Origin of the sequence: Sphingomonas astragali (assembly GCF_051400615.1) — a bacterium.
Classification (GTDB): domain Bacteria; phylum Pseudomonadota; class Alphaproteobacteria; order Sphingomonadales; family Sphingomonadaceae; genus Sphingomonas.
Map to the genome: position 1 here is coordinate 456,892 of NZ_JBLFFH010000003.1, position 24,161 is coordinate 481,052.

The 24,161-nt window shown below is 68.0% G+C and carries 15 protein-coding genes; all 15 read left to right on the forward strand.

Annotated features, from left to right (window positions below):
- The first annotated feature begins 164 nt into the window (after positions 1–164).
- Positions 165–1,250 carry a hypothetical protein gene (locus tag ACMGER_RS16825; RefSeq protein WP_436813312.1) on the forward strand — a complete coding sequence of 362 codons (1,086 nt, stop codon included), beginning with the start codon at positions 165–167 and terminating at the stop codon, positions 1,248–1,250.
- Between the two features lie 109 nt (positions 1,251–1,359).
- A complete protein-coding gene (locus tag ACMGER_RS16830) occupies positions 1,360–1,962 on the forward strand; it encodes an RNA polymerase sigma factor (protein ID WP_436813313.1) in 603 nt (200 codons plus the stop codon).
- Complete coding sequence (locus tag ACMGER_RS16835; protein WP_436813314.1) at positions 1,931–2,929, forward strand: FecR family protein; 999 nt, start codon at positions 1,931–1,933, stop codon at positions 2,927–2,929. The genes ACMGER_RS16830 and ACMGER_RS16835 overlap by 32 nt, the downstream gene beginning before the upstream one ends.
- Positions 2,930–3,024: 95 nt before the next feature.
- The gene (locus tag ACMGER_RS16840; protein ID WP_436813315.1) at positions 3,025–6,288 is read left to right on the forward strand and encodes a TonB-dependent receptor domain-containing protein; all 3,264 of its coding nucleotides are present in this window, start codon (positions 3,025–3,027) and stop codon (positions 6,286–6,288) included.
- Positions 6,289–6,492: 204 nt separating this feature from the next.
- The gene (locus tag ACMGER_RS16845) at positions 6,493–8,124 is read left to right on the forward strand and encodes an alkaline phosphatase D family protein (RefSeq protein ID WP_436813316.1); all 1,632 of its coding nucleotides are present in this window, start codon (positions 6,493–6,495) and stop codon (positions 8,122–8,124) included.
- A gap of 162 nt (positions 8,125–8,286) precedes the next feature.
- Positions 8,287–11,442: a TonB-dependent receptor gene (locus ACMGER_RS16850; RefSeq protein ID WP_436813317.1), complete on the forward strand. Its 3,156-nt coding sequence runs from the start codon at positions 8,287–8,289 to the stop codon at positions 11,440–11,442.
- A 177-nt stretch (positions 11,443–11,619) separates the two neighbouring features.
- Entirely contained in the window at positions 11,620–12,678 is a 1,059-nt protein-coding gene (locus tag ACMGER_RS16855; protein WP_436813318.1) for a potassium channel family protein, read from the forward strand.
- Positions 12,679–12,737: 59 nt separating this feature from the next.
- Complete coding sequence (gene cysD, locus ACMGER_RS16860) at positions 12,738–13,637, forward strand: sulfate adenylyltransferase subunit CysD (RefSeq protein WP_436813319.1); 900 nt, start codon at positions 12,738–12,740, stop codon at positions 13,635–13,637.
- A gap of 77 nt (positions 13,638–13,714) precedes the next feature.
- Positions 13,715–15,676, forward strand: coding sequence for a sulfate adenylyltransferase subunit CysN (cysN, locus tag ACMGER_RS16865; RefSeq protein WP_436813562.1), 1,962 nt, complete (start codon positions 13,715–13,717; stop codon positions 15,674–15,676).
- Positions 15,677–15,684: 8 nt separating this feature from the next.
- On the forward strand, positions 15,685–16,407 hold the full coding sequence (locus tag ACMGER_RS16870) for a 3'(2'),5'-bisphosphate nucleotidase CysQ (protein WP_436813320.1): 723 nt from the start codon (positions 15,685–15,687) through the stop codon (positions 16,405–16,407).
- A 501-nt stretch (positions 16,408–16,908) separates the two neighbouring features.
- Positions 16,909–19,974, forward strand: a complete 3,066-nt coding sequence (locus ACMGER_RS16875) for a TonB-dependent receptor (protein WP_436813321.1) — start codon at positions 16,909–16,911, stop codon at positions 19,972–19,974.
- A gap of 368 nt (positions 19,975–20,342) precedes the next feature.
- Positions 20,343–20,789 (forward strand): division/cell wall cluster transcriptional repressor MraZ, encoded by a 447-nt coding sequence (locus ACMGER_RS16880; protein ID WP_436813322.1) that lies wholly within the window; start codon positions 20,343–20,345, stop codon positions 20,787–20,789.
- Positions 20,786–21,736 carry a 16S rRNA (cytosine(1402)-N(4))-methyltransferase RsmH gene (rsmH, locus tag ACMGER_RS16885; protein WP_436813323.1) on the forward strand — a complete coding sequence of 317 codons (951 nt, stop codon included), beginning with the start codon at positions 20,786–20,788 and terminating at the stop codon, positions 21,734–21,736. Before ACMGER_RS16880 ends, rsmH begins: the two co-directional genes overlap by 4 nt.
- Positions 21,736–22,320 carry a hypothetical protein gene (locus ACMGER_RS16890; RefSeq protein WP_436813324.1) on the forward strand — a complete coding sequence of 195 codons (585 nt, stop codon included), beginning with the start codon at positions 21,736–21,738 and terminating at the stop codon, positions 22,318–22,320. The genes rsmH and ACMGER_RS16890 overlap by 1 nt, the downstream gene beginning before the upstream one ends.
- The gene (locus tag ACMGER_RS16895) at positions 22,317–24,026 is read left to right on the forward strand and encodes a peptidoglycan D,D-transpeptidase FtsI family protein (RefSeq protein ID WP_436813325.1); all 1,710 of its coding nucleotides are present in this window, start codon (positions 22,317–22,319) and stop codon (positions 24,024–24,026) included. The genes ACMGER_RS16890 and ACMGER_RS16895 overlap by 4 nt, the downstream gene beginning before the upstream one ends.
- Positions 24,027–24,161 lie beyond the last annotated feature (135 nt).

Below are 24,161 nucleotides of genomic sequence, written 5' to 3' on the forward strand. Positions count from 1 at the left end.
GTCACCCGCTTCGATTAGCGGCCGCGTCCTTTGAACGACGGGAGTGATCGGGCGTGGTGTCCAGCAAAGCCGAAACTGCTCGCGGGGCTGCCCGGTGCTTTCTCCTTCTGCTTACCGTCCTTGTCGCAGCACCCGCCGCCGCCGCGCCGCCCGCGCGTCCGCCGTTGAAGCAGAACGGCGGCACTTGGCCGTCGGGCCACGTCCAGGGCATCGCCGTCGACGTGCAGCGGGGCTTCATCTATTACTCGTTCACCAATCTCCTCGCGAAATATGATTTCAGCGGACGGCTGATCGGCACGCTTGTCGGCTGGACGGGCCATCTCGGCGACCTCGACTTCAACCCGGCCGACGGGAAGGTCTACGGCTCGCTCGAATACAAGGACGACAAGGCCTTCTACATCGCCGTGATCGACGTCGCCCGGCTCGACCGCATCGGCATCGAGGCGGGCGGCACCGACATCTTCCGCACCGTCTATCTGCCCGAGGTGGTGAAGGACTATTCCGCCGACCTCAACGGCGACGGCAGGTTCGAGGGCGACGACGGCAAGTTCCGCGGCGACGTCACCGCCTCGCCCGATCACCGCTACGGCTGCTCCGGCATCGACGGTGTGGCGTTCGGGCCGGCGTTCGGCCGCACCGACGGACCGCGCTACCTCACCGTCGCCTATGGCATCTACGGCAACACCGAACGCGCCGACAACGACCACCAGGTGCTGCTCCAGTACGACGTCAGCGACTGGAGCCGCTACGCGAGCCCGCTGACCGAAGCCGCGCCGCATCACCATGGCCCCGCCGCCGTGCACGGCAAATATTTCGTCCGCACCGGCAACACGAGCTACGGCGTGCAGAACCTCGCCTACGACGAGACGCTGCAGCGCTGGTTCCTGGGCGTCTACCGGGGCAAGAAGCCGTCCTTCCCCAACTATCTGCTGTTCGCCGTCGACGCCCGCGAGCGGCCCGTGCGCTCCGATCTCGTCGGCGTGCCCGGCGCTGGCGGCAAGGGTTGGGAGCAGGGGCTGCTCCTCGACCTCGCCGGTGACGGACTGAAGGACCCTGCCACCGGCATCCGCGGATGGAGCCAGAAGGCCGACGTCGGCTTCCAGCCCGTCGGTCGCGGGCTCCATTATGTGGCGATGAACTCCGGCGGCAAAGGCGCGCAGACCGCCGACCTCACGCTCATGCGCTGGATCGGCGACGCGCGGAAGCCGTTCGTCCCCGCGACGGCGGCGGAAGCGGCCGGCGAACAATGACTGTCACATTTCGCGACTAACGCGGCTTCGACTCGTTGCGGGCGGCCCACGCGGGCCCCGCCCTCGGCGGCGCTTCGGATGCCGGTTTACACCCCTTCAGGGACAGTTGATGCGCGCGATCGATCGGGAACGGACGCGATGGTTCCTTCGCAACATCCTGCCGCATGAGCCGGCGCTCAGGAGCTGGCTGGCCCGCCGTCAGCCGCTCGGGCTCGAGGTCGACGACATCATCCAGGAATCCTATGCGATCCTCGCCGATCTCGAGACGGTCGGCGCCATCCGTTATCCGCGTGCCTATCTGTTCCAGGTCGCGCGATCGGTCGTCACCAGGCACCTCCGGCGAGCGCGGGTCGTTTCGATCCACACCGTCGAGAACCTGACGCAGCTCGACCATGCCGACGATTGTCCTTCGCCCGAACAGGTCGCGATCGACCGCGACGAGCTCGGCCGGCTCGCGCAGGCGATCGGGGCGATGCCGGCCAAGGTCCAGCAGGCTTTCGTCCTGCGCCGCGTCGACGGCCTGTCGCAGCGCGAGATCTCCGCGCGCATGGCGATCTCCGAGAATACCGTCGAAAAGCATATCTCGCGCGGGCTGCGCTTCCTCGTCGATTGGTTTGGCCATGGCGGAAAAGCTCTGGCAGAAACCTCTAGGCACCGGGACTTGGAGATTGCCCCTCTAGATGACCGAACGAGAATCCAGTCGACACATTGACGAAAAGGCTGCCGACTGGATCGCGCGGCTCGACCGGGGGCCGCTCTCGGAGGAGGAATCGCAGGCGCTCGAGGCGTGGCTGAGCGGCGATCCGCGACGGCGCGGCGCGCTGCTGCGCGCCGATGCCCTGTCGATGCTGAGCGAATCGGCGCGTGCGCTCGGCCCGCGGTTCGAGCCTAGCCGGTTCGCGGCGGCCGCACCGCCGGCGACCCCGCGCATCTCGCGGCGCAAGCTGCTCGCCTGGGCCGGGGCAGGGGGCGCGGTGGCGGCGTCGGTCGTCGCGCTCGGCATCAGCACGCCGGCCGCGGCGATCACCACCGGGCTCGGCGAGGTGCGCCTGGTCACGCTCGACGACGGCTCGACGGTGATGCTGAACACCGAGACGAGTGTGCGCGTGCGCTACAGCGCCAGCGAGCGCCGCGTCGAGCTGCTCTACGGCGAGGCCTATTTCACGATCGTGCGCGATCAGCGCAGGCCGTTCCTGGTCGATGTCACCGATACGCGCCTCCAAGCCGCGCGCGCGGCGTTCCGCGTCCGCAAGCTCGACGGCAAGCCGCTCGACATCCTGGTCGACCAGGGCGGCGTCGCGCTGGGCGCGGCGGGTGCGCCGGAGCCGGTCGTCCTGCCGGCGCACAGCCGGCTCGTCCTCCCGCCGGTCGCGGCCGGCGCCGCGGTGCCGGTGCCGCAGGCGATCCCGCCCGACCTCGTCTCGCGCGAGCTGGCGTGGCGCGAAGGGAAGATCGCCTTTGAGGGCGAGCGGCTCGACCAGGCGGCCGCCGAATTCGCGCGCTACAGCAGGACCCGCATCGAGATCCGCGATCCGGCGCTGGCCCGCGAGCCGGTCACCGGATTGTTCTCGGCCAGCGATCCGGCGGGCTTCAGCCGGGCGGTCGCGGGCATCTTCGACGCCGACGTCGAGCAGCGGGGCGACGTCCTCATCCTCAGCCGTGGCACGGATCGTCTATAATATATTTTGGGCGGATGGCGGAAACGTCCGCCCAGAGTCTCTCAGCCTCCAAAAGGGCGGCAATCGCCGCGAGCAAATGGGGGTTGCAGAGCATGATGTTCCGTCATTCCGTCCAGTCCGGCACGGCGATCGTCCTCGCGCTGGCGGCCGCCGCGCCGGCGCAGGCGCAGGTGCGCAGCTTCGACATTCCGGCCCAGCCCGCGGTCAAGGCGATCCCGGAGCTCGCCCGCCAGGCCCAGCTCCAGATCGTCGCCTCCGCGCGCGACTTGGCGGGCGTGCGCACGCCCGCGATCAAGGGCACGATGGATGCGCGGGAGGCGCTGCGCCGCCTGATCGCCGGCACGCCGCTCCGGATCGTCAGCGACGACGGCCAGATCGTGACGCTGCGCTCGACCCGCGCCTCCGAAACCGATCCGACGGAGCAGGTCGCCGGCAAGGGCGTCATCGCGGGCCGCATCCTCAACACCGCGACCGGCGAATATGTCCGCAACGCCGAGGTCCGCGTCGATGGCACGACGATCCTCGCCTATTCGGAGGACGGCGGCAATTTCCGCATCACCGGCGTGCCGGCCGGCCAGGCGACCGTCGCGGTCAGATACACCGGCCTGCAGGAAGCGACGGCGGTCGCCACCGTCGCCCCGGACCAGGTGACGACGCTGAACTTCGCGTTGGAGGCGCCGTCCTACATCGCGTCGGATGAGGAAAATCCCCAGGACATCACCATCACCGGCCGGCGCGACGGTCAGGCGAGCGCGATCATGGAGCGCCGCGCCGCGATGAACGCCAAGAACGTCGTCCCCGCCGACAATTACGGGATGCTCACCATGGGCGACGTCGGCGAGTTCCTGAAGAACATGCCCGGCCTGTCGCTCGACTATACCGAGGTGGACGCCACCGCCGTGCGCATCGGCGGCCTCGATCCCAAATATTCGACCTTCACCACCGACGGCGCGCGCATGGCGACGGCGACGTCGAACAACAACAACGGCCGCCAGAACTCGTTCGAGCAGATGTCGATCACCGGCATCGCCTCGATCGAGCTCAACAACACGCTCACCGCCCGGATGGACGCCGACGCCCCCGGCGGCAGCATCAACCTGCGCAGCAAATACGCGTTCGAGCGCAAGGGGCGGCAGTTCCGCTTCCAGCTCGGCGGCGTCGGCACCTCCGATTCCGGCTTCTCGCAGGCCTATTTCCCCGACGACCGCAAGCACCCGCGCATCTACCCCTCCGCCCAGATCGGCTATTCCGACGTGTTCCTGGACGGCCGCCTCGGCGTCTCGTTCAACGCCAGCTACAACGCCAACTACGTCCAGCAGGATCGGATCCAGACCGACTGGTCCTATCTCGCCGACGGCCGGGTCCTGCCCTATCGGGTGATGTGGCGCCCAGGTCCAAAGCGGACGCATCGCAAGGCCGCCAACCTGGCCGTGGACTACAAGATCTCGGACAAGCTCACCTTCGGCGTGCGCAGCACCTATTCGATGTACGACGTCGAATATTTCAACCAATATACCTTCCTGATCTTCGGCACGACCACGCGATCCTATGCCACGCCGGATTCGACGGGCACGCACATCGTCGTCGATCCCAACGGCGTCAACACCCGCCTCCACACCCAATATTCGCACCGTTATGCGGGCACGCCCTCCTGGCTGGTGGCACCGAAGCTCGAATATAAGGACGGCACGTTCGAGGCGACGCTGCGCGGCAGCTATTCCAGTTCCGCGTTCCACTTCCGCGACGTGAGCAAGGGCTTCTTCCAGCGCACCGACAGCTATCTCACCCGCATCGGCTTCACCATGGACCGCGCGTCGGAGGATTCGAACGCCTGGACGCTGACGCAGACCGCCGGCCGTCCATGGGGCGACCCGAGGAGCTTCAACCGCGACGACGACATCGGCAACAACATCCGCACTGCAGAGTCCGACGCCAAGAACGAAATGTACGGCGGCAATCTCGACCTCAAGAAGAAGCTCGATTTGGGCGCGCTCCCGGTCACGTTCATGGCCGGCATCGGCGCCCGCAAGAACGACTGGCGGACCAACGAAGGGTCCTGGCAGCAATTCCAATATGTCGGTCCCAACGGCGACCTGACCCAGAAGGACCCCGCGGCCGTCATTCCCTGGACCGAGAACTACAAGTTCCAGATCATCGGTTTCGACGCCGGCAACCTGAACGCGCAGAACTGGCGCGCGGACAGCAACTACGGCATGTACGACATCTACCAGGCGCATCCCGAATATTTCGCGCCGGACACGATCGGCAACCTGAAGCGCCGGCTCGACAACGACAAGCGCGTCGAGGAGGACATCTACGCCGCCTATTTCGAGGCCCAGACGCGGGTCGGCCGCGCGTCGTTCGACCTCGGCCTGCGCTACGAGAAGACCAGGACGGCGGCCAAGGTCGCGAACACCCGGCCGATCGCGGAGGTCGCGGCGGCCGGCTATCCGGTGAACACGGCGGGCACCGCGGCGACGACTGTCGAGGGCCTGCTCTACCAGTATAACGGCGGCACCTATTCCACCCGCCGCGGCGACTATGACGACTGGTTCCTCAGCGGCGGCGTGAAGTACGACTTCACCGACAAGCTGGTCGGCCAGCTCGCCTTCAGCCAGTCGATCCTGCGTCCTGACTATGGCAATCTCGGCGGCGTCGTCTCGGTGAACGACGACACGCTGATCGTCACCGTGCCGAACCCGCTGCTGAAACCCGAGCATTCGACGAAATACTACGCCAGCCTGCAATATTACCTTGAGCCGTCGGGCATCGTCGGCCTGTCCGTCTACAAGCTCGACATCAAGGACATGCAGGTGACCGGCATCACGGTCGACCCGGAGGATGTCGGCTACGACCCCGACGATTATGCAGGCTACACCTTCCGCAGTGCACAGAACGCGCCCGGCACCAGCACCAACACCGGCCTGACGCTCGAATACGACCAGCAGCTCACCTTCCTGCCGGGGGCGCTGCGGGGCCTCGGCCTGCGCGGCTCGGTCACCATGATCGATGCCGACGGCGTGCGCGTGAACATGCCGAAAAGGTCGGCCAACTGGGGCGTCCGCTACAGCTACGGCGCGTTCGACATCCAGCTCACCGGCAACGCGCAGTCGAAGTATCGCACCAGCGCGCTCGGCAACACGCCCACCACGGCCAACAACGGCATCCTCTACCATGCCCCGCGCGAGCTGTGGAACGTCAGCGCCAGCTACAGGATCTCGAAGAACTTCGAGCTGATGCTGGCCGGCCGCAACATCTTCAAAGCGCCCGACGTCATCTATTCCAACATCCCCAGCCGCGTTCAGCAGTACAGCATCTACGGCTCGATGTGGAATTTCGGGATCAAGGGCGTCTTCTGAAGTGGGAACCCATCTTCCCAGCCGCCATCCGGAGGGCGGACCGACATTCAACAATCAGCCCCTCCCCTTCAGGGGAGGGGTTGGGGTGGGGGCTCTCCACAGGCGGCTGGCGTGAGGCACGTCCCCACCCCCAACCCCTCCCCTGAAGGGGAGGGGCTTAGTTAGCCGAATGTCGATCCGTCCTAGTCCTAAGGAAAGCTCATCATGGGTCTGACCATCGATCGCCGCAGCCTCGTCCTCGGCGGCACGCTCGGGCTGGGAGCGCTCCTGCTCCCGGCGGGCCGCGGCCTCGCGGCCGAGCTCCTCGGCGCGAAGGGATTCACGCACAGCGTGGCGAGCGGCGAGCCCGGCCCCGATTCCATGCTGCTGTGGACCCGCTACGTGCCCGCGGCCGGCGACGGTATCGTCCGGCTCGACGTCGAGCTGGCGCTCGACCGGGGTTTCACGAAGGTGGTTGCGGGCGGCGGCGTGCGGACCGGTGCCTATCGCGACTGGACCGTTAAGATCACCGTCGACGGGCTGAAGCCGGGAACCGTCTACTGGTACCGGTTCGTCGCCCCCGATGGAGCCAAGTCCCCCGTCGGCCGCACCAAGACCTTGCCCGCGGACAATGCCGCGCGCTTCGGCCTCGCCGTCTTCTCCTGCTCGAACCTGCCGATCGGCTGGTTCAATGCCTATGGCCACGCTGCGGCGCGATCCGACCTCGACCTCTGGCTGCACGTCGGCGACTATGTCTACGAATATGGCATGGCGCCCTACCATGCCGAGGACCTGGTCGCCGGCCGGATCGTCGAGCCTGACCGGGAGATGGTCGCGATCGGCGACTATCGCCTGCGCTATGCCTGCTACCGCGCCGACCCCGATCTCCAGCGCTTGCATCAGATGGCGCCGATGGTCGCCCTCTGGGACGATCATGAATCCGCCAACGACAGCTGGGAAGGCGGCGCGTCCAATCACCAGCCGGCGAGCGAAGGCGACTGGAACGCCCGCCGCGCCGCTGCGATGCAGGTCTATCGCGAGTGGATGCCGGTCTCCGACGAACCGTGGAAAGCCTATCCGCTGGGCAGGCTCGCCACGCTCTACCGCACCGAATCGCGCCTGCTGGCCCGGACGAAGCAGGCCGCCATCGGCGCCGCCTTCCGTGCCGGGAATCCCGACGCCGCGCTCGAGGCGTTCCGCGACGGCGCCTGGCAGGACCCGTCGGCGACGATGCTCGGCACCGCACAGGAAAGCTGGCTGGCGCATGAGCTCAAGGCCAATGCCCGCACCACCGCCTGGCAGATGATCGGCATGGGCACGATCCTGGGCCGCACGGTGATGCCCGCGGACGCTGTCGGCTGGCTCCGGCCCGACGCCAGCGACCGTGTCGTCAACGGCTTCAGGAACAACATCCGCGCCGCCAGGCTCGGCCTGCCGATGTGGATGGACCGCTGGGACGGCTATCCCGCCGCACGCTCGCGCCTGCTGAAGGCGGCGCAGCAGGCGGATGCCGACCTGGTGATGCTCTCGGGCGACAGCCACAACGCCTGGGCCTATTCGCTGGTCGAGGACGGCCGGCCCGCCGGCGTCGAGTTCGCCGGCCACGCCGTCACCTCGGGCGGGATCGAAGGCGGCATGGGCACCGATCCCGCCACCGTCGCCAAGGGCTTCGTCGCCGCCAATCCCGAGCTCAAATGGGCCGACACGAGCCGCCGCGGCTACATGATGATCGAGATCACGCCGAAGCGCGTGACCGGCGAGTGGCTGTTCCTGCAGACGATCAAGGCCCGCAGTACGGCGCTTGCCGGCTCGCACCGCATGTCGGTCGACCGCGGACGGAGGGTATTCGGCGGCTGACCGGACACCGGTTGCCGCCGCCCCTCTAGATAACGCTATCAGTCGATCGCCGCACATATCGGCTTCATGTGCGCTGGACCGTTGACAGGGCCGTCCTCTCCTGCGTAGCTTTCGGAATGTGACCGCTACCAAAACAGCGGCGCTTTCAGCCAGGAGAGGATCATGACCCAGCTTCGCACCCGCCCACCTGTCCGTTCGGCCGCGTTGATCATCGCGGCATTGCTGGCCGGTGCATCCTGGCCGGCGCTCGCGCAGGATCAAGCGCAGACCCAGCAGCAGGCCGCCCCGCCCGCCGCGCAGGAGCCCGCCACCGCCGACGATCAGCAGGAGGATATCGTCGTCACCGGCTTCCGCGCCTCGCTGCAGAGCCAGACCGAGGCGAAGCGCAACTCGATCGGCTTCACCGACACGATCTTCGCCGAGGACATCGGCAAGTTCCCCGACACCAACATCGCCGAATCGGTGAACCGCATCCCCGGCGTCACCATCACCCGCGAGGTGACGGGCGAGGGCAGCAACGTCGCGATCCGCGGCCTCGGCACCAACTTCACCCGCGTGCTGCTCAACGGCGCGCCGGTCGCGATCGCCTCGGTCCGCTTCGACGCGCAGAGCACCAACCGCGAGGTGGACCTCGATCTGCTCCCGACCGAACTGTTCACGCAATTGACCGTCAGCAAGTCCCCGGTCGCCTCGATGGTGGAGGGCGGCGCCGCCGGCACCGTCAACCTGCGTTCGGCCCGCCCGTTCGACAATCCCAAGCCCTACATCAGCTACGGCTTCCAGGGCTCCAAGGTCAGCAGCGCCGACAAATGGGGGTATCGCGGCTATGCGATCGCCAGCGCGACCTTCGGCGACTTCGGCATCCTCGTCGGCGGTGCGGCGGTCAAGAACCGCTTCCGCGTCGACGGGTTCGAGACGATCGGCTGGACCAATCCGAACCTGTCCGCCGCGCAGAGCTCGAGCGCCAATCGCAACGCGACCGGCGGCGGCAACTGGGCGATCCCCGGCACCGTCCCGGCCAACGCCGGCAACGGCCTCACGCCGGGCACCGTGATCGACGAGGCCTTCCTGCTCGCGCACAATCCCGGCGCGACGATCGACCAGATCGACAACGGCATCCTGCCGCGCCTCGGCCGGCCGCGTACCGAGATCGGCGAGCGCACGCGCTACAACGCGCTCGCCTCGTTCGAGTGGCGTCCCAGCGACGCCTTCCATTTCTACGTCGACGGCATGTACGCCAAGCGCGACACCGATTTCACCCGCACCGCGATGAACTGGGTGGTGCGCAACGGCGCGATCATCCCGCTCAACACCACCTACGACAAGTCGGACTGTTCGGCGGGCTGCACCGCCACCGGCGGCACCTACGCCAATGCGCAGTTCTTCCTCGAATACCGGCCCTATCGCGACAAGCAGGACTATTGGGGCGTCAATCCGGGCGCCGAGTTCACCATCAACGAATGGATCAAGGGCGATCTCCAGGCCAATTACACCAAGAGCACCTTCCGCCGCGAAAGCCCGACCGTCCTCGTCATCACGCCGCCGAGCAGCGGCACGACGGTGACCTACACCAACAACGGCGGCATCCCCGACATCTCGACCAACGTCGATCTCAACGATCCGAACAGCTTCGGCTGGGCCGGCGGCGGTCGCGTCAACCTCAACGGCGAGGAGCGCGAGACCGAGACCAAGGGCATCCGCGGCAGCCTGCTGTTCGGCGACGAGAAGCGCTTCAGCGTCCGCGTCGGTGGCGCCTATGACGACACCAAGCGCCGGATCACGCCGTTCGACAACACCAATCCCTGGCAGAACCTGATCTGCGGCAACGGCCCCAATGTCACGCTGCCCGCGCCCAACCGCCAGCCGGTCTGCGACGGCGCCAATCTGCCGGGCACGGCGGCGCCTCCGGGCTATCCGACCTATCCTGCCTACGGCACCGGCTATTCGAGCGGCTCCCCGCCGCTCGTCTATGCCGGCTCGCGTGTGCCGACCGCACTGGTGCCGAGCTACCTGCAGCCCGGCGGCAACGGCTTCGTCACCGTCGACTGGGACAGGTTCCGCGCCGACACCAACTATGACGAGCTGCTGGCGGGCGCGACCGAGACCGGCAGCGGCAGCAGCGGCGCCAACGGCGGCCTGATCCGCGAGAAGGTCACCGGCATCTTCGCCGAGGCGAACGGCGTCATCGACATCGGCGAGAACACGCTGCGCCTCAATGCCGGCATCCGCTACGTCCGCACCGAGCAGATCGTCGGCGGCCGGGTCAGCGTCCCCGATCCGCGCAACAGCGTGGGCGGCGCGACCTGCCCGGGCACGTCCCCCACCTTCGCGCTCGACGGGTCGTGCTATCCGAACATCGACACCTTCCCGAACTCGCGCACGCTCTATTCGAACTTCCTGCCGTCGGCGAGCCTGGTGTTCAACATCGGCCGCAACGCAGTGGCGCGCGCGTCGGTCTCGCGGACGATGACGCGGCCCGATCCCAACGCGATGCTGCCGGGCGCGAGCTTCGTCCAGCCCTCGGCCGACGTCGGCACGCTCGGCAACAGCGAGCTCGATCCCTACATCTCCGACAACATCGACCTCGGCTTCGAATATTATACCGGCGGCGAAGGCGTGATCGCGGTCGCGGCGTTCCGCAAGTCGATCACCGGCTTCACCGTCAACGGCCTGCGCACGGTGCCGTTCAGCTTCCTCGCACCCTATGGCATCACCTTCGCCTCGCTGACGGCGGCGCAGCAGGCCGCGCTGATGTCGCGCGCGCAGCCCGGCCAGTCCCCCGAGGATGTGGACATCGTGCTGCAGCAGCAGGTCAACGCCGACGGCAAGCTCAAGGTGAACGGCCTGGAATTCCAGATCACCCAGCCGCTCGATTTCCTGACGCAGTACATCGGCGTCCGCGGCTTCGGCTTCCAGGGCAACCTGACGCTGATCGACCAGAAGGGCGAGGGCGCCGGCGCGCCCGCGGTGGCGCTGGGCGTGGCGCCGACCACCTATACGCTGACCGGCTATTATGACGGCGGGCCGGTGTCGGCGCGGCTGACCTACACCTTCAACGAAGGCTCGCAGGGATCGGGCGACAACCAGAACGGCATCCCGGACGCCGCGATCTTCGGGCGCGACTATTCGCAGCTCGATTTCTCGGGCAGCCTCGATCTCGGCAAGATGTTCGACAACGACTATCTGCCGACGCTGGTGCTGAACGTCATCAACATCACCAAGGAAGCGCAGCGCAGCTACTTCCAATACCCCAACGCGACGTTCAATGAATACAACCCCGGCCGCACTGTCCTGATCGGCATCCGCGGCCGGTTCTGACCCTTTCTCCCTCTCCCTCCGGGAGAGGGAGGGGCCCGCTCGGGCGCAGCCCGAGTGGGAGGGTGAGGGTGATCAACGCCGGCCGCAGTCACCCTCACCCTCCCGCAGCTTCGCTGCTCCTTCCCTCTCCCATCGGGAGAGGGACAGTGAGATTCCCTCCCGCCTGGACTGGCGCTAATGTCCGCCGTGCCGATGCCGGGGACCGTCACCATTCGCGACCGATCGCTGCGCCTGAAGCGCAAGAGCGGCACGCCCGCCTGGCTCTCGCTGCTGTGGCGGGTCGCGCTGGCGTTCGGGCTGATCGGCATCGCGCTCGCAGTGCACTGGTTGGACCGCGACGGCCTGCGCGACAACCTCGACGGACACGTCAGCTTCGTCGACGTGCTTTATTTCACTATGATCACCATCACCACCGTCGGCTATGGCGACATCGTGCCCGTCACCGCGCAGTCGCGGTTGTTCGACACCTTCGTGGTCACGCCGATCCGGCTGTTCGTCTGGCTGATCTTCCTCGGCACGGCCTATGATTTCCTGCTCAAGCGCGTTTGGGAGCGATGGCGGATGAGCATCATCCAGCGGAACCTGCACGGTCACATCGTCGTCGCCGGCTACGGCACCAGCGGGTCGGAGGCGGTGAGCGAGCTGATCCGCCGCGGCACCGACCCCGGCTCGATCGTGGTGATCGAGGAACGCGACGCCGCGCTCGCCGAGGCCGAGGAGCGCGGCGTGGCGGTGATCGACGGCGACGCCACCCGCAACGCCACGCTGGAGGCGGTGAAGCTCGACCGTGCCAGCGCGCTGATCGTCTCCGCGGGCCGTGACGACACTTCGATCCTGATCGTGCTGACCGCGCGCTGTATCGCGCCCCGAGTGCCGATCAGCGTCGTGATCCGCTCCGAGGACAACGAGCCGCTCGCTCGCCAGGCCGGCGCCGACACGGTCATCAACCCCGCCAGCTTCGCCGGCCTGCTGCTCGCCGGATCGACGCACGGCCCCCACATCGCCGATTATCTCGCCGACCTCGCCGCCGCCCATGGTCGCGTTGCGCTGCGCGAGCGTGCGGTGGCTCCGGCAGAGGTCGGCTGCCCGCTCGCTTCGATCGAGACTGGCCTCGGCGTGCGCATCTATCGCGGGGACAACGTATTCGGCTTCTGGGACGCCGAGGCGCGCGCGCTCGCGGCGGGCGACCAGATCGTCGAGATCGTTCCCGGCACGTCACGGGAGAGACAGGCTTAGGGCCGGTGCAACAATTGTTTGCGCGATTTTTCGGCGCCGCCGCCTAGATATCGCCGGCAATGCCGCACCTGACCCATCTTGACCGTCTCGAAGCCGAGTCGATCCACATCCTTCGCGAAGTCGCCGCCGAGGCGGAGCGTCCGGTGATGCTCTATTCGATCGGCAAGGACTCGGCGGTGATGCTGCACCTGGCGCGCAAGGCGTTCTTCCCCGCGCCGCCGCCGTTCCCGCTGCTCCACGTCGACACCACCTGGAAGTTCCGCGCGATGTATGACCTCCGCGACCGCGCCGCCGCCGCGGCGGGCATGGAGCTGCTGGTGTGGCGCAACCCGGAGGCCGAGGCGCGCGGCATCAATCCCTTCGACCACGGCAGCCTCCACACCGACCTGTGGAAGACCGAGGGCCTCAAGCAGGCGCTCGACCACTATCGCTTCGATGCGGCATTCGGCGGCGCCCGCCGCGACGAGGAGAAGAGCCGCGCCAAGGAGCGCGTGTTCAGCTTCCGCACCGCCCAGCACCGCTGGGACCCCAAGGCGCAGCGTCCCGAGCTCTGGCGCCTCTACAACGCGCGCAAGGCGAAAGGGGAGGGCATCCGCGTCTTCCCGCTCTCCAACTGGACCGAGCTCGACATCTGGCAATATATCGCGCGGGAGGGGATCGAGATCGTCCCGCTCTACTTCGCCGCGCCGCGCCCGACGGTGGAGCGCGACGGCCTGATCCTGATGGTCGACGACGACCGCTTCCGCCTGGCGCCCGGCGAGGTGCCGGTGGAGCGCTCGATCCGCTTCCGCACGCTCGGCTGCTATCCGCTGACCGGCGCGGTCGAGAGCAATGCCGCCACCCTGTCCGAGGTCGTGCAGGAGATGCTGCTCACCACCACCAGCGAACGCCAGGGCCGCGCGATCGATCACGACGCGGCGGCGAGCATGGAGAAGAAGAAGGCGGAGGGCTATTTCTGATGGGGGCCAACCTAACTCCCTCTCCCCTTTGGGAAGAGGGCCGGGGAGAGGGGCAGGTGTCTCGCCGAGACCGGCGCCTGCGGCCCGGCCCCTCTCCCAACCCTCTCCCCGGAGGGGAGAGGGCTCTTGGCGGCTACCAACCCGACGCCCTGATCGCGGCCGACATCGACGCCTACCTCGAGAGCCAGGCGAACAAGTCCCTCCTGCGCTTCCTCACCTGCGGCTCGGTCGACGACGGCAAGTCGACGCTGATCGGCCGGATGCTCTACGACGCGCGCACGGTGTTCGACGACCAGCTCTCCCAGCTGGAGGCGGATTCGCGGCGCGTCGGCACCCAGGGCCAGAACCTCGATTTCGCTCTCCTCGTCGACGGCCTCTCCGCCGAGCGCGAGCAGGGCATCACCATCGACGTCGCCTATCGCTTCTTCGCGACCCAGCGCCGCAAGTTCATCGTCGCCGACACGCCGGGGCACGAGCAATACACCCGCAACATGGTCACCGGCGCCTCGACCGCCGACCTCGCGGTGATCCTCGTCGACGCGCGCAAGGGCATCCTCACCCAGACGCGGCGCCACGGCTTCCTGGTGAACCTGCTCGGCATCCGCCGTATCGTGCTGGCGGTGAACAAGATGGACCTGATCGGTTGGGACCGTGTGGCCTATGACCGGATCGTCGCCGATTTCGCCGCCTTCGGCCGCTCGATCGGCATGGCGGAGGCGGCGGCGATCCCGATGGCCGCGCTCGGCGGCGACAACATCGCCGCGCGCTCGGAGCACACGCCCTGGTTCACGGGTCCGACGCTGATCGAGCATCTCGAGACGGTCGAGATCGACGCCGATCGCGACGCCGCCAGGCCGTTCGCGATGCCGGTGCAATGGGTCAACCGGCCCAACCTCGACTTCCGCGGCTTCTCGGGCCTGATCACCGCCGGCACCGTCCGCCCCGGCGACCGCATCCGCACCGTGCCTTCCGGCCGCGTCTCCCATGTCGCGCGCATCGTCACCCTCGACGGCGACCTCGAGGAGGCGGTCGCCGGCCAGTCGGTCACGCTGACGCTCGCCGACGAGGTCGACTGCTCGCGCGGCGACGTCATCGCCGCCGCCGACAGCCCGCCCGAGGTCGCCGACCAGTTCCAGACCACGCTGGTCTGGATGGATGACGAGCCGCTCCAGCCCGGCCGCGGCTATTGGCTGAAGTCGGGTGCGACCTCGGCCACCGCCAGCGTGCGTGAGCCCGATCACGCGATCGACGTCAACACTCTGGCCGAACTGCCGGCCAGGACGCTCGGCCTCAACGACATCGGTGTGGTTGAGGTGCATCTCGACCGCCCGATCCCGTTCGCCCCCTATGCCGAGAGCCGCGACCTCGGCGGCTTCATCCTGATCGACAAGCTCACCAACCGCACCGTCGCCGCCGGCATGATCACGCGGGCGCTGCGCCGCAGCCGTAACGTCCATTGGCAGGCGATCGAGATCACCCGCGAGGCGCACGCCGCCCAGAAGCACCAATCGCCGCGCCTCCTGTGGTTCACCGGCCTCTCCGGCTCGGGCAAGTCGACCATCGCCAACCTGGTCGAGAAACGGCTGCACGCGCTCGGCAAGCACAGCTTCCTGCTCGACGGCGACAACATCCGCCACGGCCTCAACCGCGACCTCGGCTTCTCCGACGCCGACCGTGTCGAGAACATCCGCCGGGTGGGGGAGGTGGCGCGGCTGATGACCGACGCCGGCCTGATCGTCCTCACCGCCTTCATCTCCCCCTTCCGCGCCGAGCGCGAGCTGGTGCGCGGCCTGCTGCCCGAGGGCGAGTTCGTCGAAATCTTCATCGACACGCCCCTGGAGGTGGCGGAGGCACGCGACACCAAGGGCCTCTATGCCAAGGCGAGGGCAGGGGAGATCGCCAACTTCACCGGCATCTCCAGCCCCTATGAGCCGCCCGAGCACCCCGACATCCGCATCGATACCACCCGCATGTCGCCGGAGGAAGCCGCCGAGCTGATCGTCGATCGCGTGATCGGCGCCTGGACGCCGGTGATATGACCTCGACGATGACCGACGCCCAGCTCGCCCACGCCATCGCCGAGGAAGCCGGCGCGCTGCTGCTCGACCTGCGCCGGGGCCGTGCACCCGGCCGCGCGCTCGGCGACGCCGGCGACCGCGAAGCGCAGGCGCTGATCGCCGTCCGCCTCGCCGCCGCCCGCCCCGGCGACTTCGTGCTGTCGGAGGAGGCGGCCGACGACCCCGCCCGCTGCGCCGCCTCGCGGCTGTGGGTGGTCGATCCGCTCGACGGCACCGCCGAATATGCGGAAGGGCGCGACGACTGGGCGGTCCACATCGGCCTCAGCATCGACGGCGCGCCCGCGGCCGGCGCGGTGGCGCTGCCCGCCCGCGGCCTGGTGATCGCGACCGACGCCCCGCCGCCGCCCACGCCGCTCCACTATCCGCCCCGCATGGTCGTCAGCCGCTCGCGCGCGCCGCACGAATGTTCCGGCATCGCCGCCGCGATCGGCGCCGAGCTGGTGCCGATGGGCTCGGCGGGCGCCAAGGCGATGGCGGTGGTGCTGGGCGAGGCGGACGTCTACCTCCACTCCGGCGGCCAATATGTCTGGGACAATTGCGCCCCCGCCGCGGTGGCGCTGGCGGCGGGCCTGCACGTCTCGCGCCTCGATGGCAGCCCGCTCGTCTACAATTGCGTCGATACCTATCTGCCGGATCTGCTGATCTGCCGGCCGGAGCTGGCCCAACCGGTGCTGAGGCTGGTCCGCGGCTGACTATTCGCTGCGGACCGCGGTATCGAGCGGCCGCCCTTCACCTCGGACCATATAGCCGCCCGGCGTGCCACGGCGGACGCTGATCGCGCCGCCCGCCGCGGCTCGACGGTCCCGCACCAGGCTCGGGCTGCCGCCGAACACCTTCGGCGTTCCGAAAGCTCAAGTTCCAAGGGGACAGGAAACCTCGCCCATGCGGCGGGTTTCGGCCGGCCGTTTTGCCGCCAATCCGATGACCCGGAAAAACGCTCGTCGAGGACGACGGCATCCCTCTTGATCAGCCGCTGCGCCGTCGCGTCGCACCGGGATATGCTGTCATATGCCCGCACAGCGGGTGTGGGCCGCAGCCGTTTCCAGAAAGCAATTGTGGTTTATCAGCAACAGTTGAGAAACAAATGTTCTTACTTTGGAAACTTTTGTGTTGACCATGACCGTCAAGAATTGACCATGGCGCCTCCATCGGTCCGGCAGCGCTACTGCTGACCAGCGTTCAATGGGGGTTGCATGATCAGAGTCCTTCGTCGTCATCTGTTGGCCACCACGTTGTTGATCTCGACGGGTGCCTTCGTTTCACCGGCCCTCGCGCAGGATGCCCAGCCCGCTCAGTCAGGCCAGCCGCAGACGCCGACGGCCGCCGACATCAATCAACAACAGACCGATGCGACGACGCCCGATACCCAAAGCACCGGAAGCGACATCGTCGTCACCGGCACGCTGTTCCGCCGCACCGACACCGAGACCGCCTCGCCCGTCACCGTGCTGACCAGCGACACGCTCGCCAAGGCGGGGGTCACCAACATCGCCGACGCGATCCGCTCGGTCTCCGCCGACAGCGCCGGTTCGATCTCGACCGGCTTCCAGAGCGGCTTCTCCGCGGGCGGCCAGGCGGTCTCGCTGCGCGGCCTCGGCGTCTCGTCGACGCTGGTGCTGATCGACGGCTTGCGCTCGACCAACTTCCCGCTCAACGACGATGGCCACAACGCCTATACCGACCTCAATTCGATCCCGTTCAGCGCGATCGAGCGGGTCGAGGTGCTGAAGGACGGCGCGTCCTCGACCTATGGCGCCGACGCGATCGGCGGCGTGGTCAACATCATCATGAAGAAGCAGTTCACCGGCGTCGCCGGCACGGTCGAGGCCGGCGTGGGCGAGGACGGCTATGCCTCGCGCTACCGCGCCAACCTGACCGCCGGCATCGGCGACTATGAGGCGGCCGGCTGGAACTTCTACATCAACGGCGAATATCAGCGCGACGGCCGCGTCTCGGTGCAGGATGTCGGCTTTCCGTTCAATACCAACGACCTGAGCTCGATCGGGCTTTCCGACAACAACAACGACGACGACTCGATCACCGGCACCTCCGCCCTCGGTACGGTGACGCCGGTTGTCGCCCTGACCACGCAGTCGAACCTCAACGATCCGTTCACCGGCGGCGCCACGCTTACGCCCAGCGGCACCTATATCGATGCCAATGGCAATGTGCAGCCGTACAGCAATTTCACTCCGCTTAACCTCGATTGCGCGAACGGCACCTTCACCGTAGCGAGCGGCGCCAGCCGCGGCACCAGCTGCCGTCATGACACCACCTACGAATATGGCCAGGTCCAGCCGAAGCAGGAGCGCTTCAGCTTCACCGGCCGGCTCAGCCTCCGCCTCAGCGACAATATCGAGGCCTATGCGCTGGGCACCTACGCGCAAAGCGAGGTCGACATCTTGGGCCTGCCGGCATCGATCCGCCAGCGGCAGCCGTACGGTGCGCCGCCGACGGTGGCGTCGAACAACCCGGGCGTGGTGCTACCGGTCTGGATCTGTCCGTCGGGCGTAGACTGCGCGAATCCCGCCACGGCCGGCCGCCAGCTCAATCCGAACAACCCCTATGCGGCGGCCTTTGCCGATGACCCCGCCAACGGCGCGGCCCGCATCTACTATCGCTTCGGCGACATCATGGCCGGGTCGCATCGCAACAACGAACTGATCCGCGGCGCGATCGGCCTCAACGGCCAGTTCGGCGACGACTGGAACTGGCGGGTCGAGGCGGTCGGCGCGCGCGACAATTATCGCCAGACCACCTTCGGCACCATCAGCATCGACGGGCTCCGGCAGGCGATCAACACCGGCGCCTACAACTTCATCGACCCCAGCCTGAACACCGATGCCGTGCGCCAGATGGTCGCGCCGGACATCGTGTCGCGCGCCTATACGTCGATGGCCTCGCTCGACGCCTCGATCACCAAGTCGCTGATGCAGCTGCCGGGCGGTCCGCTGCAGCTCGCCGTCGGCGGCCAGGTGCGCCGCGAGACGCTGAACAATCCGGGCATCAATCCCGACCTCGAGAACTACGGCAACACCGCGGCCGCCTTCGGCAAGCACACGGTGTCGGCCGCCTATTTCGAACTGAGCGCGCCGATCCTCGAGCAGCTCGAGGTCACCGCCTCGGGCCGCTACGACCATTATTCGGAAGGGTTCGATCACTTCTCGCCGAAGGTCGGCTTCAAGTTCACCCCGATCCGCCAGATCGCGCTGCGGGGCACCTATTCGGAGGGCTTCCGCGCCCCGACCTTCGCCGAGAGCAACCCGCGGTCGAGCTTCCCCGGTTTCGTCACTTTCACGCCGCCGGATTCCTTCGTCGACGCGCATGGCGGCGCTGCGGCCAACAATCCCTACAACCGGCCCTACTCGGTGGGCGGCGGCTTCCAGGGCAATCCCGACCTGAAGCCGGAAACGTCGCGCAGCTTCACCGCCGGCCTGATCGCCCAGCCGACCCGCTGGCTGAGCCTCACCGTCGATTATTACAACGTCAAGAAGAAGGACGTGATCGTCGCCGGACCGGATCTCGGCCGCGCCCGTGAGCTTTATTATTCGGCGACGAACCTGCAGGACGCGATCGCCGCGGTGGCCACGCTTCCCGGCTATTCGGTCGGCGCGGTCGACGCGATCGATCCGCTGTTCCCGAACGCGCTGCCGCGCGTCCTCGTGATCAACGCGCCCTACGTCAACGCCGGTTACTTCAAGACGGAGGGGCTCGACTTCTCGGCCACCGCGACGGTGCCGTTCAGCGACGCGGTGAAGTTCACCAGCCGCCTCGACGTCACGGCGATCCTCAAGTTCAACGTCGACTTCGGCGACGGCGTCGTCCGCAAGTACGTCGGCACGCTCGGGCCGTACGAGCTGTCGTCAGGCGCGGGCACGCCGAAGTGGCGCGGCAACTGGCAGAACACGCTCGAGATCGGCGACTTCTCGGTGACCGCGACCACCTATTACGTCTCGCGCATCAAGTCGGTGGCGGCGGACGAGGTGAGCCCGGACGACGACGGCAATATCGACCTGTCGTGCGAGAATGCCGCGCTCTACGAGGGTCAGTGCTCAATCAAGCGCTTCATCTACGCCGATCTGAACATGGCGTATAAGGTCAACGACAACTTCACCTTCTTCGGCACGATCAACAACGTCACCAACGAGCGGGCGCCGCTCGCGGCAGCGTCCTACTCGGGCACCAACTACCTGCCGACCTGGCACTATGCCGGCGTCATCGGCCGCGTGTTCCGGGCGGGCGCCAGCTTCAAGTTCTGACGCTCATCCGTTCGCCGGATCGGGAGGGCGGCCCTTCGGGCCGCCCTTTTCGTTTGTCCGGGAACGTCCTGGCTCTGTCGGTGAAACCCATCCCTCGGCCGCAGCGGGAGCGCTGTAAACGAAACAGGAACTAATTTGGATCAAACGAAGATTCTAGTCAGTTTTCCCCGTTCCAGGCAGATTTTCCCCGTACATGGCAGCTAAAACCATTGCGGCCCCGAGCCATTTTTGTTAACGAACAATCAGAGGGGCAGACTCCCGCCTGCATGAGCTGATCCTGGGCTCGGGAAACCGATTCCGGAGGCGGGGAGCCGTTTGCCCGTGGAAACGGCAAAGTGGACGAGGCGGGTCTTTACGAAGGAGCGGGATTGCAGGCCGTCGACCCCAAGGGTCGCGTCGCCATCCCCGCCGACTTCCGCTCGACCATCGACCGCAACTCGCAGGCGAAGATCGTCGTCGTCGGCTTCCACCCGACGCTGCCGTGCCTGCGCGCCTACGACACCGCCTGGTCGCTCTCGGAGGAGCGCCGCTTCCGCCGCATGGCCGACGAGGGCGTCGACATCCGCGAGATCGAGCGCCAGCGCGAGGCGGTGTTCGGCGACGTCGAGCGCGCCAGCTTCGACCCCAGCGGCCGCTTCATCCTGCCCGAGTTCTTCAAGGACGAGGCGAAGATCGCCGACTGGGCCTTCTTCGTCGGCGCCGGCCCCACCTTCAACATCTGGGCGCCCGACGTGCTGCTCGCGTCGGACGAGGCGAGCCCCCGCCTCAAGGGCCGCTGCGCGCATATGATGGCCAACCGGAAGGCGCGCGGATGACCGCCGCGCGCCCGCATATCCCCGTGCTGCTCGACGAGGTCGTCGACGCGCTCGTCATCGCCCCCGGCGAGCGCCACGTCGACGCGACCTTCGGGGCGGGCGGCTACACGCAGGCGTTCCTCGAGCGGGGAGCCGAGGTGGCCGCCTTCGACCGCGACCCTGTCGCGGTCGAAGGCGGTCAACGTCTCGTCGCCGAAGCGAACGGCAGGCTGACGCTGATCGAGGCGCCGTTCTCCGCGATGGAGAGCGAGCTGGGCGCGCGCGGCCTCGTCCCGGTCGACGGCGTGACGATGGACATCGGCGTCTCGTCGATGCAGCTCGACCAGCCCGATCGCGGCTTCTCCTTCCAGGCCGACGGGCCGCTCGACATGCGGATGAGCCGCTCGGGCATGACCGCCGCCGACTTCGTCAACACCGCCGACGAGGGCGAGATCGCCGACGTGCTCTACCATTATGGCGAGGAGCCGCGCGCCCGCCGCGTGGCCCGGGCAATCGTCGCCGGACGCCCGATCGAGCGCACCGGCGAGCTGGCCCAGGTCGTGCGCAAGGCGCTCGGCCACAAGCCGCACGACAAGAAGGACCCGGCGACCCGCACCTTCCAGGCGATCCGCATCCACCTGAATCGCGAGCTCGACGAGCTGAATGAGGGGCTGGAGGCGGCCGAGCGCGTGCTGAAGCCGGGCGGCCGGCTGGCGGTCGTCACCTTCCACAGCCTGGAGGATCGCATCGTCAAGCGCTTCCTGCGCGAGCGCAGCGGCGGCGAGTCCGCCGGATCGCGCCACCGCCCGGCGGTGCAGGCGGCGAACGATCCGAGCTTCGAGACACCGGCGCGGGCGGTCCGCGCCAGCGAGAGCGAGATCGCGCGTAACCCGCGCGCGCGGTCGGCGACGTTGCGGGTGGCGCGGCGCACCGCCGCCGCGCCGTGGCGTACCCTGGGAGACAAGTAATGGCGTCGATGAGCTTCAAGGGATTCGGCTGGGTCCTCGGCATCGCGACGGTGCTGCCGGCCTGCTACATGGTGACCTCGGCGGTCGCGTCGGAGCGCGGCCGCGTCGAATCGGTCGATCGCGCGATCGTGCAGGCGAAGCGCGACATCCGCAGCCTCGAGACCGAGTTCGAGACGCGCGCCAGCCTCGCCCAGCTCGAGCGCTACAACGGCGAGGTGCTCGCGCTCACCGCGCCGCGCCCCGACCAGTATCTGGCGAGCGACACCGCGCTCGCGTCGCTGCAGCCGCTCGGCGACGGCGCGGCGCCGCAATATGCCTCGCTGGTGGTGCCCTCGGGCATCGACGAATCCGAGCTGCAGCCCGCCACGGCGAGCACCGCCACCGCCCAGGCTGCCGCCCCTGCCGCCGTTCCGGCGCAGCGCCCGGCGCCGGCTGTGGTCGAGGTCGCGTCGAGCGAGGTCAGGCGCGCCGTCGCCACCGGCCGGGCGCAGGCGGTGGCGATGCTCGACCACCGGCTGCTCAGCGAATCCACCATCGGCGACGTCATGGCACGCGCGCGCAGCGAGACGGCGGCGCTGCGTTGATCGTCCTCGTCGCTCCTGCCGCGGTCGAGCGCCGCCGGGAGAGCGGCCGGCATTCGCTGGTCGCCGTGGCGCATCTGCGCCTGACGATCCTGATGCTGCTGTTCGTCTTCGCGACGCTGCTGATCGTCGGCCGGCTCGGCTGGCTGGCGCTGTCGGCGGAGCCGGCGACCGCGCGCGACGCCGCCGCGGCGCTGGTGCCGCTCCGGGGCGACATCGTCGACCGCAACGGCGCGTCGCTCGCGCGCACCATTGACGCCTGGTCGATCGGCGTGCAGCCCGGCAACGTCATCGGCGACAAGGTCGAGCTGGCGCAGAAGCTGGCGGCGCTGATGCCGGAGCGCGATCCGTCCTATTACTACCGCCTGCTCACGCTGAAGGCGCCCTTCACCTACCTCCGCCACCGCGCGATGCCCGAGCTGGTGACGGCGGTGAACGCGCTCGGCGAACCCGGCATCACCTTCGCGCGCGAGCCCGAGCGGCTCTATCCGCAATCGGCGCTGGCAGCGCAGGCGCTAGGCTATCTGAATGCCGAGCGGCACGGCGTGCGCGGCATGGAGAAGGCGCTTGACGCGCGCCTCACCAACCCGGCGCTGCGATCGCAGCCGGTCGCGCTGTCGCTCGACCTGCGCGTCCAGGGCGCACTGGAGAGCGAGCTCGGCCGGGCGATGACGTCGTTCCAGGCCAAGGGCGCCGCCGGCATCGTGCTCGACGTCCACACCGGTGAAGTCGTCGCCATGTCGTCGCTGCCGACCTTCAACCCGAACAAGGTCCGCTCGGGCGAGGGAACGCTGCTCAACAACGTGACGCAGAGCGTCTACGAGCTCGGCTCCGCATTCAAGCCGATCGCGATCGCCGCGGCGATCGACACCGGCACCGTCACCTCGATGGCGAAGCGGTTCGACGCGACGCAGCCGCTCCAGGTCGGCCGCTTCAGGATCCATGACGATCACGCGCAGAAGCGCTGGCTCAACATTCCCGAGACGCTGATCCATTCGTCGAACATCGCCACCGCCCGCATCGCCGACGAGATGGGGCAGGAGAAGCTGTCGGCGATGTTCCGCAAGCTCGGTTTCGACACCGCGCCCGACATCGAGATCGAGAAGGCGCACCCGCTGTGGCCGCGTTTCTGGGCGCGGACCACGGTGATGACCACCGCCTATGGCCACGGCATCGCGGTGACGCCGCTCCATCTCGCCAGCGCCTATGCCGCGCTGGTCAACGGCGGCATCTGGCGGCCGGCGACGCTGCTCAAGGTCGAGCCGGGCCATACCCCCGCGGGCCGACGGGTGATCTCGGAGGCGACCAGCGCGCGGATGTGCCAGCTGCTCCGCCTGATCGTCCTCGACGGCACTGGCCGGAAGGGTGAGGCGCTCGGCTACCGCGTCGGCGGCAAGACCGGCACCGCGGAAAAGGCCGGCGCGGGCGGTTATTCGAAACATGTCAACGTTTCGACGTTCGCGGCGGCTTTCCCGATGGACGCACCGCGCTATGTGGTGATCGCAATGCTCGATTCGCCCGTCGGCAATGCCGAATCCTTTGGCCTGACCACCGCCGCCTATACCGCCGCGCCGGTGGTGAGCCGCCTCATCATGCGCACGGGGCCGCTGCTTGGCGTGCAGCCGGACATGAACCGCGACGTCGACGTGTCCGACCTGCAGGCGCTGATCTGGCACAAGCCCGGCGAGGACCCGGGGCTGGCGGAGTGAGGTTGGATCGACACCCTACGCCCTCTCCCCTCCTGTGGAGGGGAGAGGGTTGCGCAGACTTAGGTCTTGCGCAGCAACGCCTTAGTCGGAGCTGGGAGAGGGGTGGGCGCTTGCATCGCAAGCGCGCGAGGCTCC

Coding starts and splice junctions, on each gene's coding strand:
- ACMGER_RS16830 (WP_436813313.1), top strand. CDS start 1,360: ATGCGCGCGATCGATCGGGAACGGACGCGATGGTTCCTTCGCAACATC.
- ACMGER_RS16835 (WP_436813314.1), top strand. CDS start 1,931: ATGACCGAACGAGAATCCAGTCGACACATTGACGAAAAGGCTGCCGAC.
- ACMGER_RS16840 (WP_436813315.1), top strand. CDS start 3,025: ATGTTCCGTCATTCCGTCCAGTCCGGCACGGCGATCGTCCTCGCGCTG.
- ACMGER_RS16845 (WP_436813316.1), top strand. CDS start 6,493: ATGGGTCTGACCATCGATCGCCGCAGCCTCGTCCTCGGCGGCACGCTC.
- ACMGER_RS16850 (WP_436813317.1), top strand. CDS start 8,287: ATGACCCAGCTTCGCACCCGCCCACCTGTCCGTTCGGCCGCGTTGATC.
- ACMGER_RS16855 (WP_436813318.1), top strand. CDS start 11,620: ATGTCCGCCGTGCCGATGCCGGGGACCGTCACCATTCGCGACCGATCG.
- cysD (WP_436813319.1), top strand. CDS start 12,738: ATGCCGCACCTGACCCATCTTGACCGTCTCGAAGCCGAGTCGATCCAC.
- ACMGER_RS16870 (WP_436813320.1), top strand. CDS start 15,685: ATGACCGACGCCCAGCTCGCCCACGCCATCGCCGAGGAAGCCGGCGCG.
- ACMGER_RS16875 (WP_436813321.1), top strand. CDS start 16,909: ATGATCAGAGTCCTTCGTCGTCATCTGTTGGCCACCACGTTGTTGATC.
- rsmH (WP_436813323.1), top strand. CDS start 20,786: ATGACCGCCGCGCGCCCGCATATCCCCGTGCTGCTCGACGAGGTCGTC.
- ACMGER_RS16890 (WP_436813324.1), top strand. CDS start 21,736: ATGGCGTCGATGAGCTTCAAGGGATTCGGCTGGGTCCTCGGCATCGCG.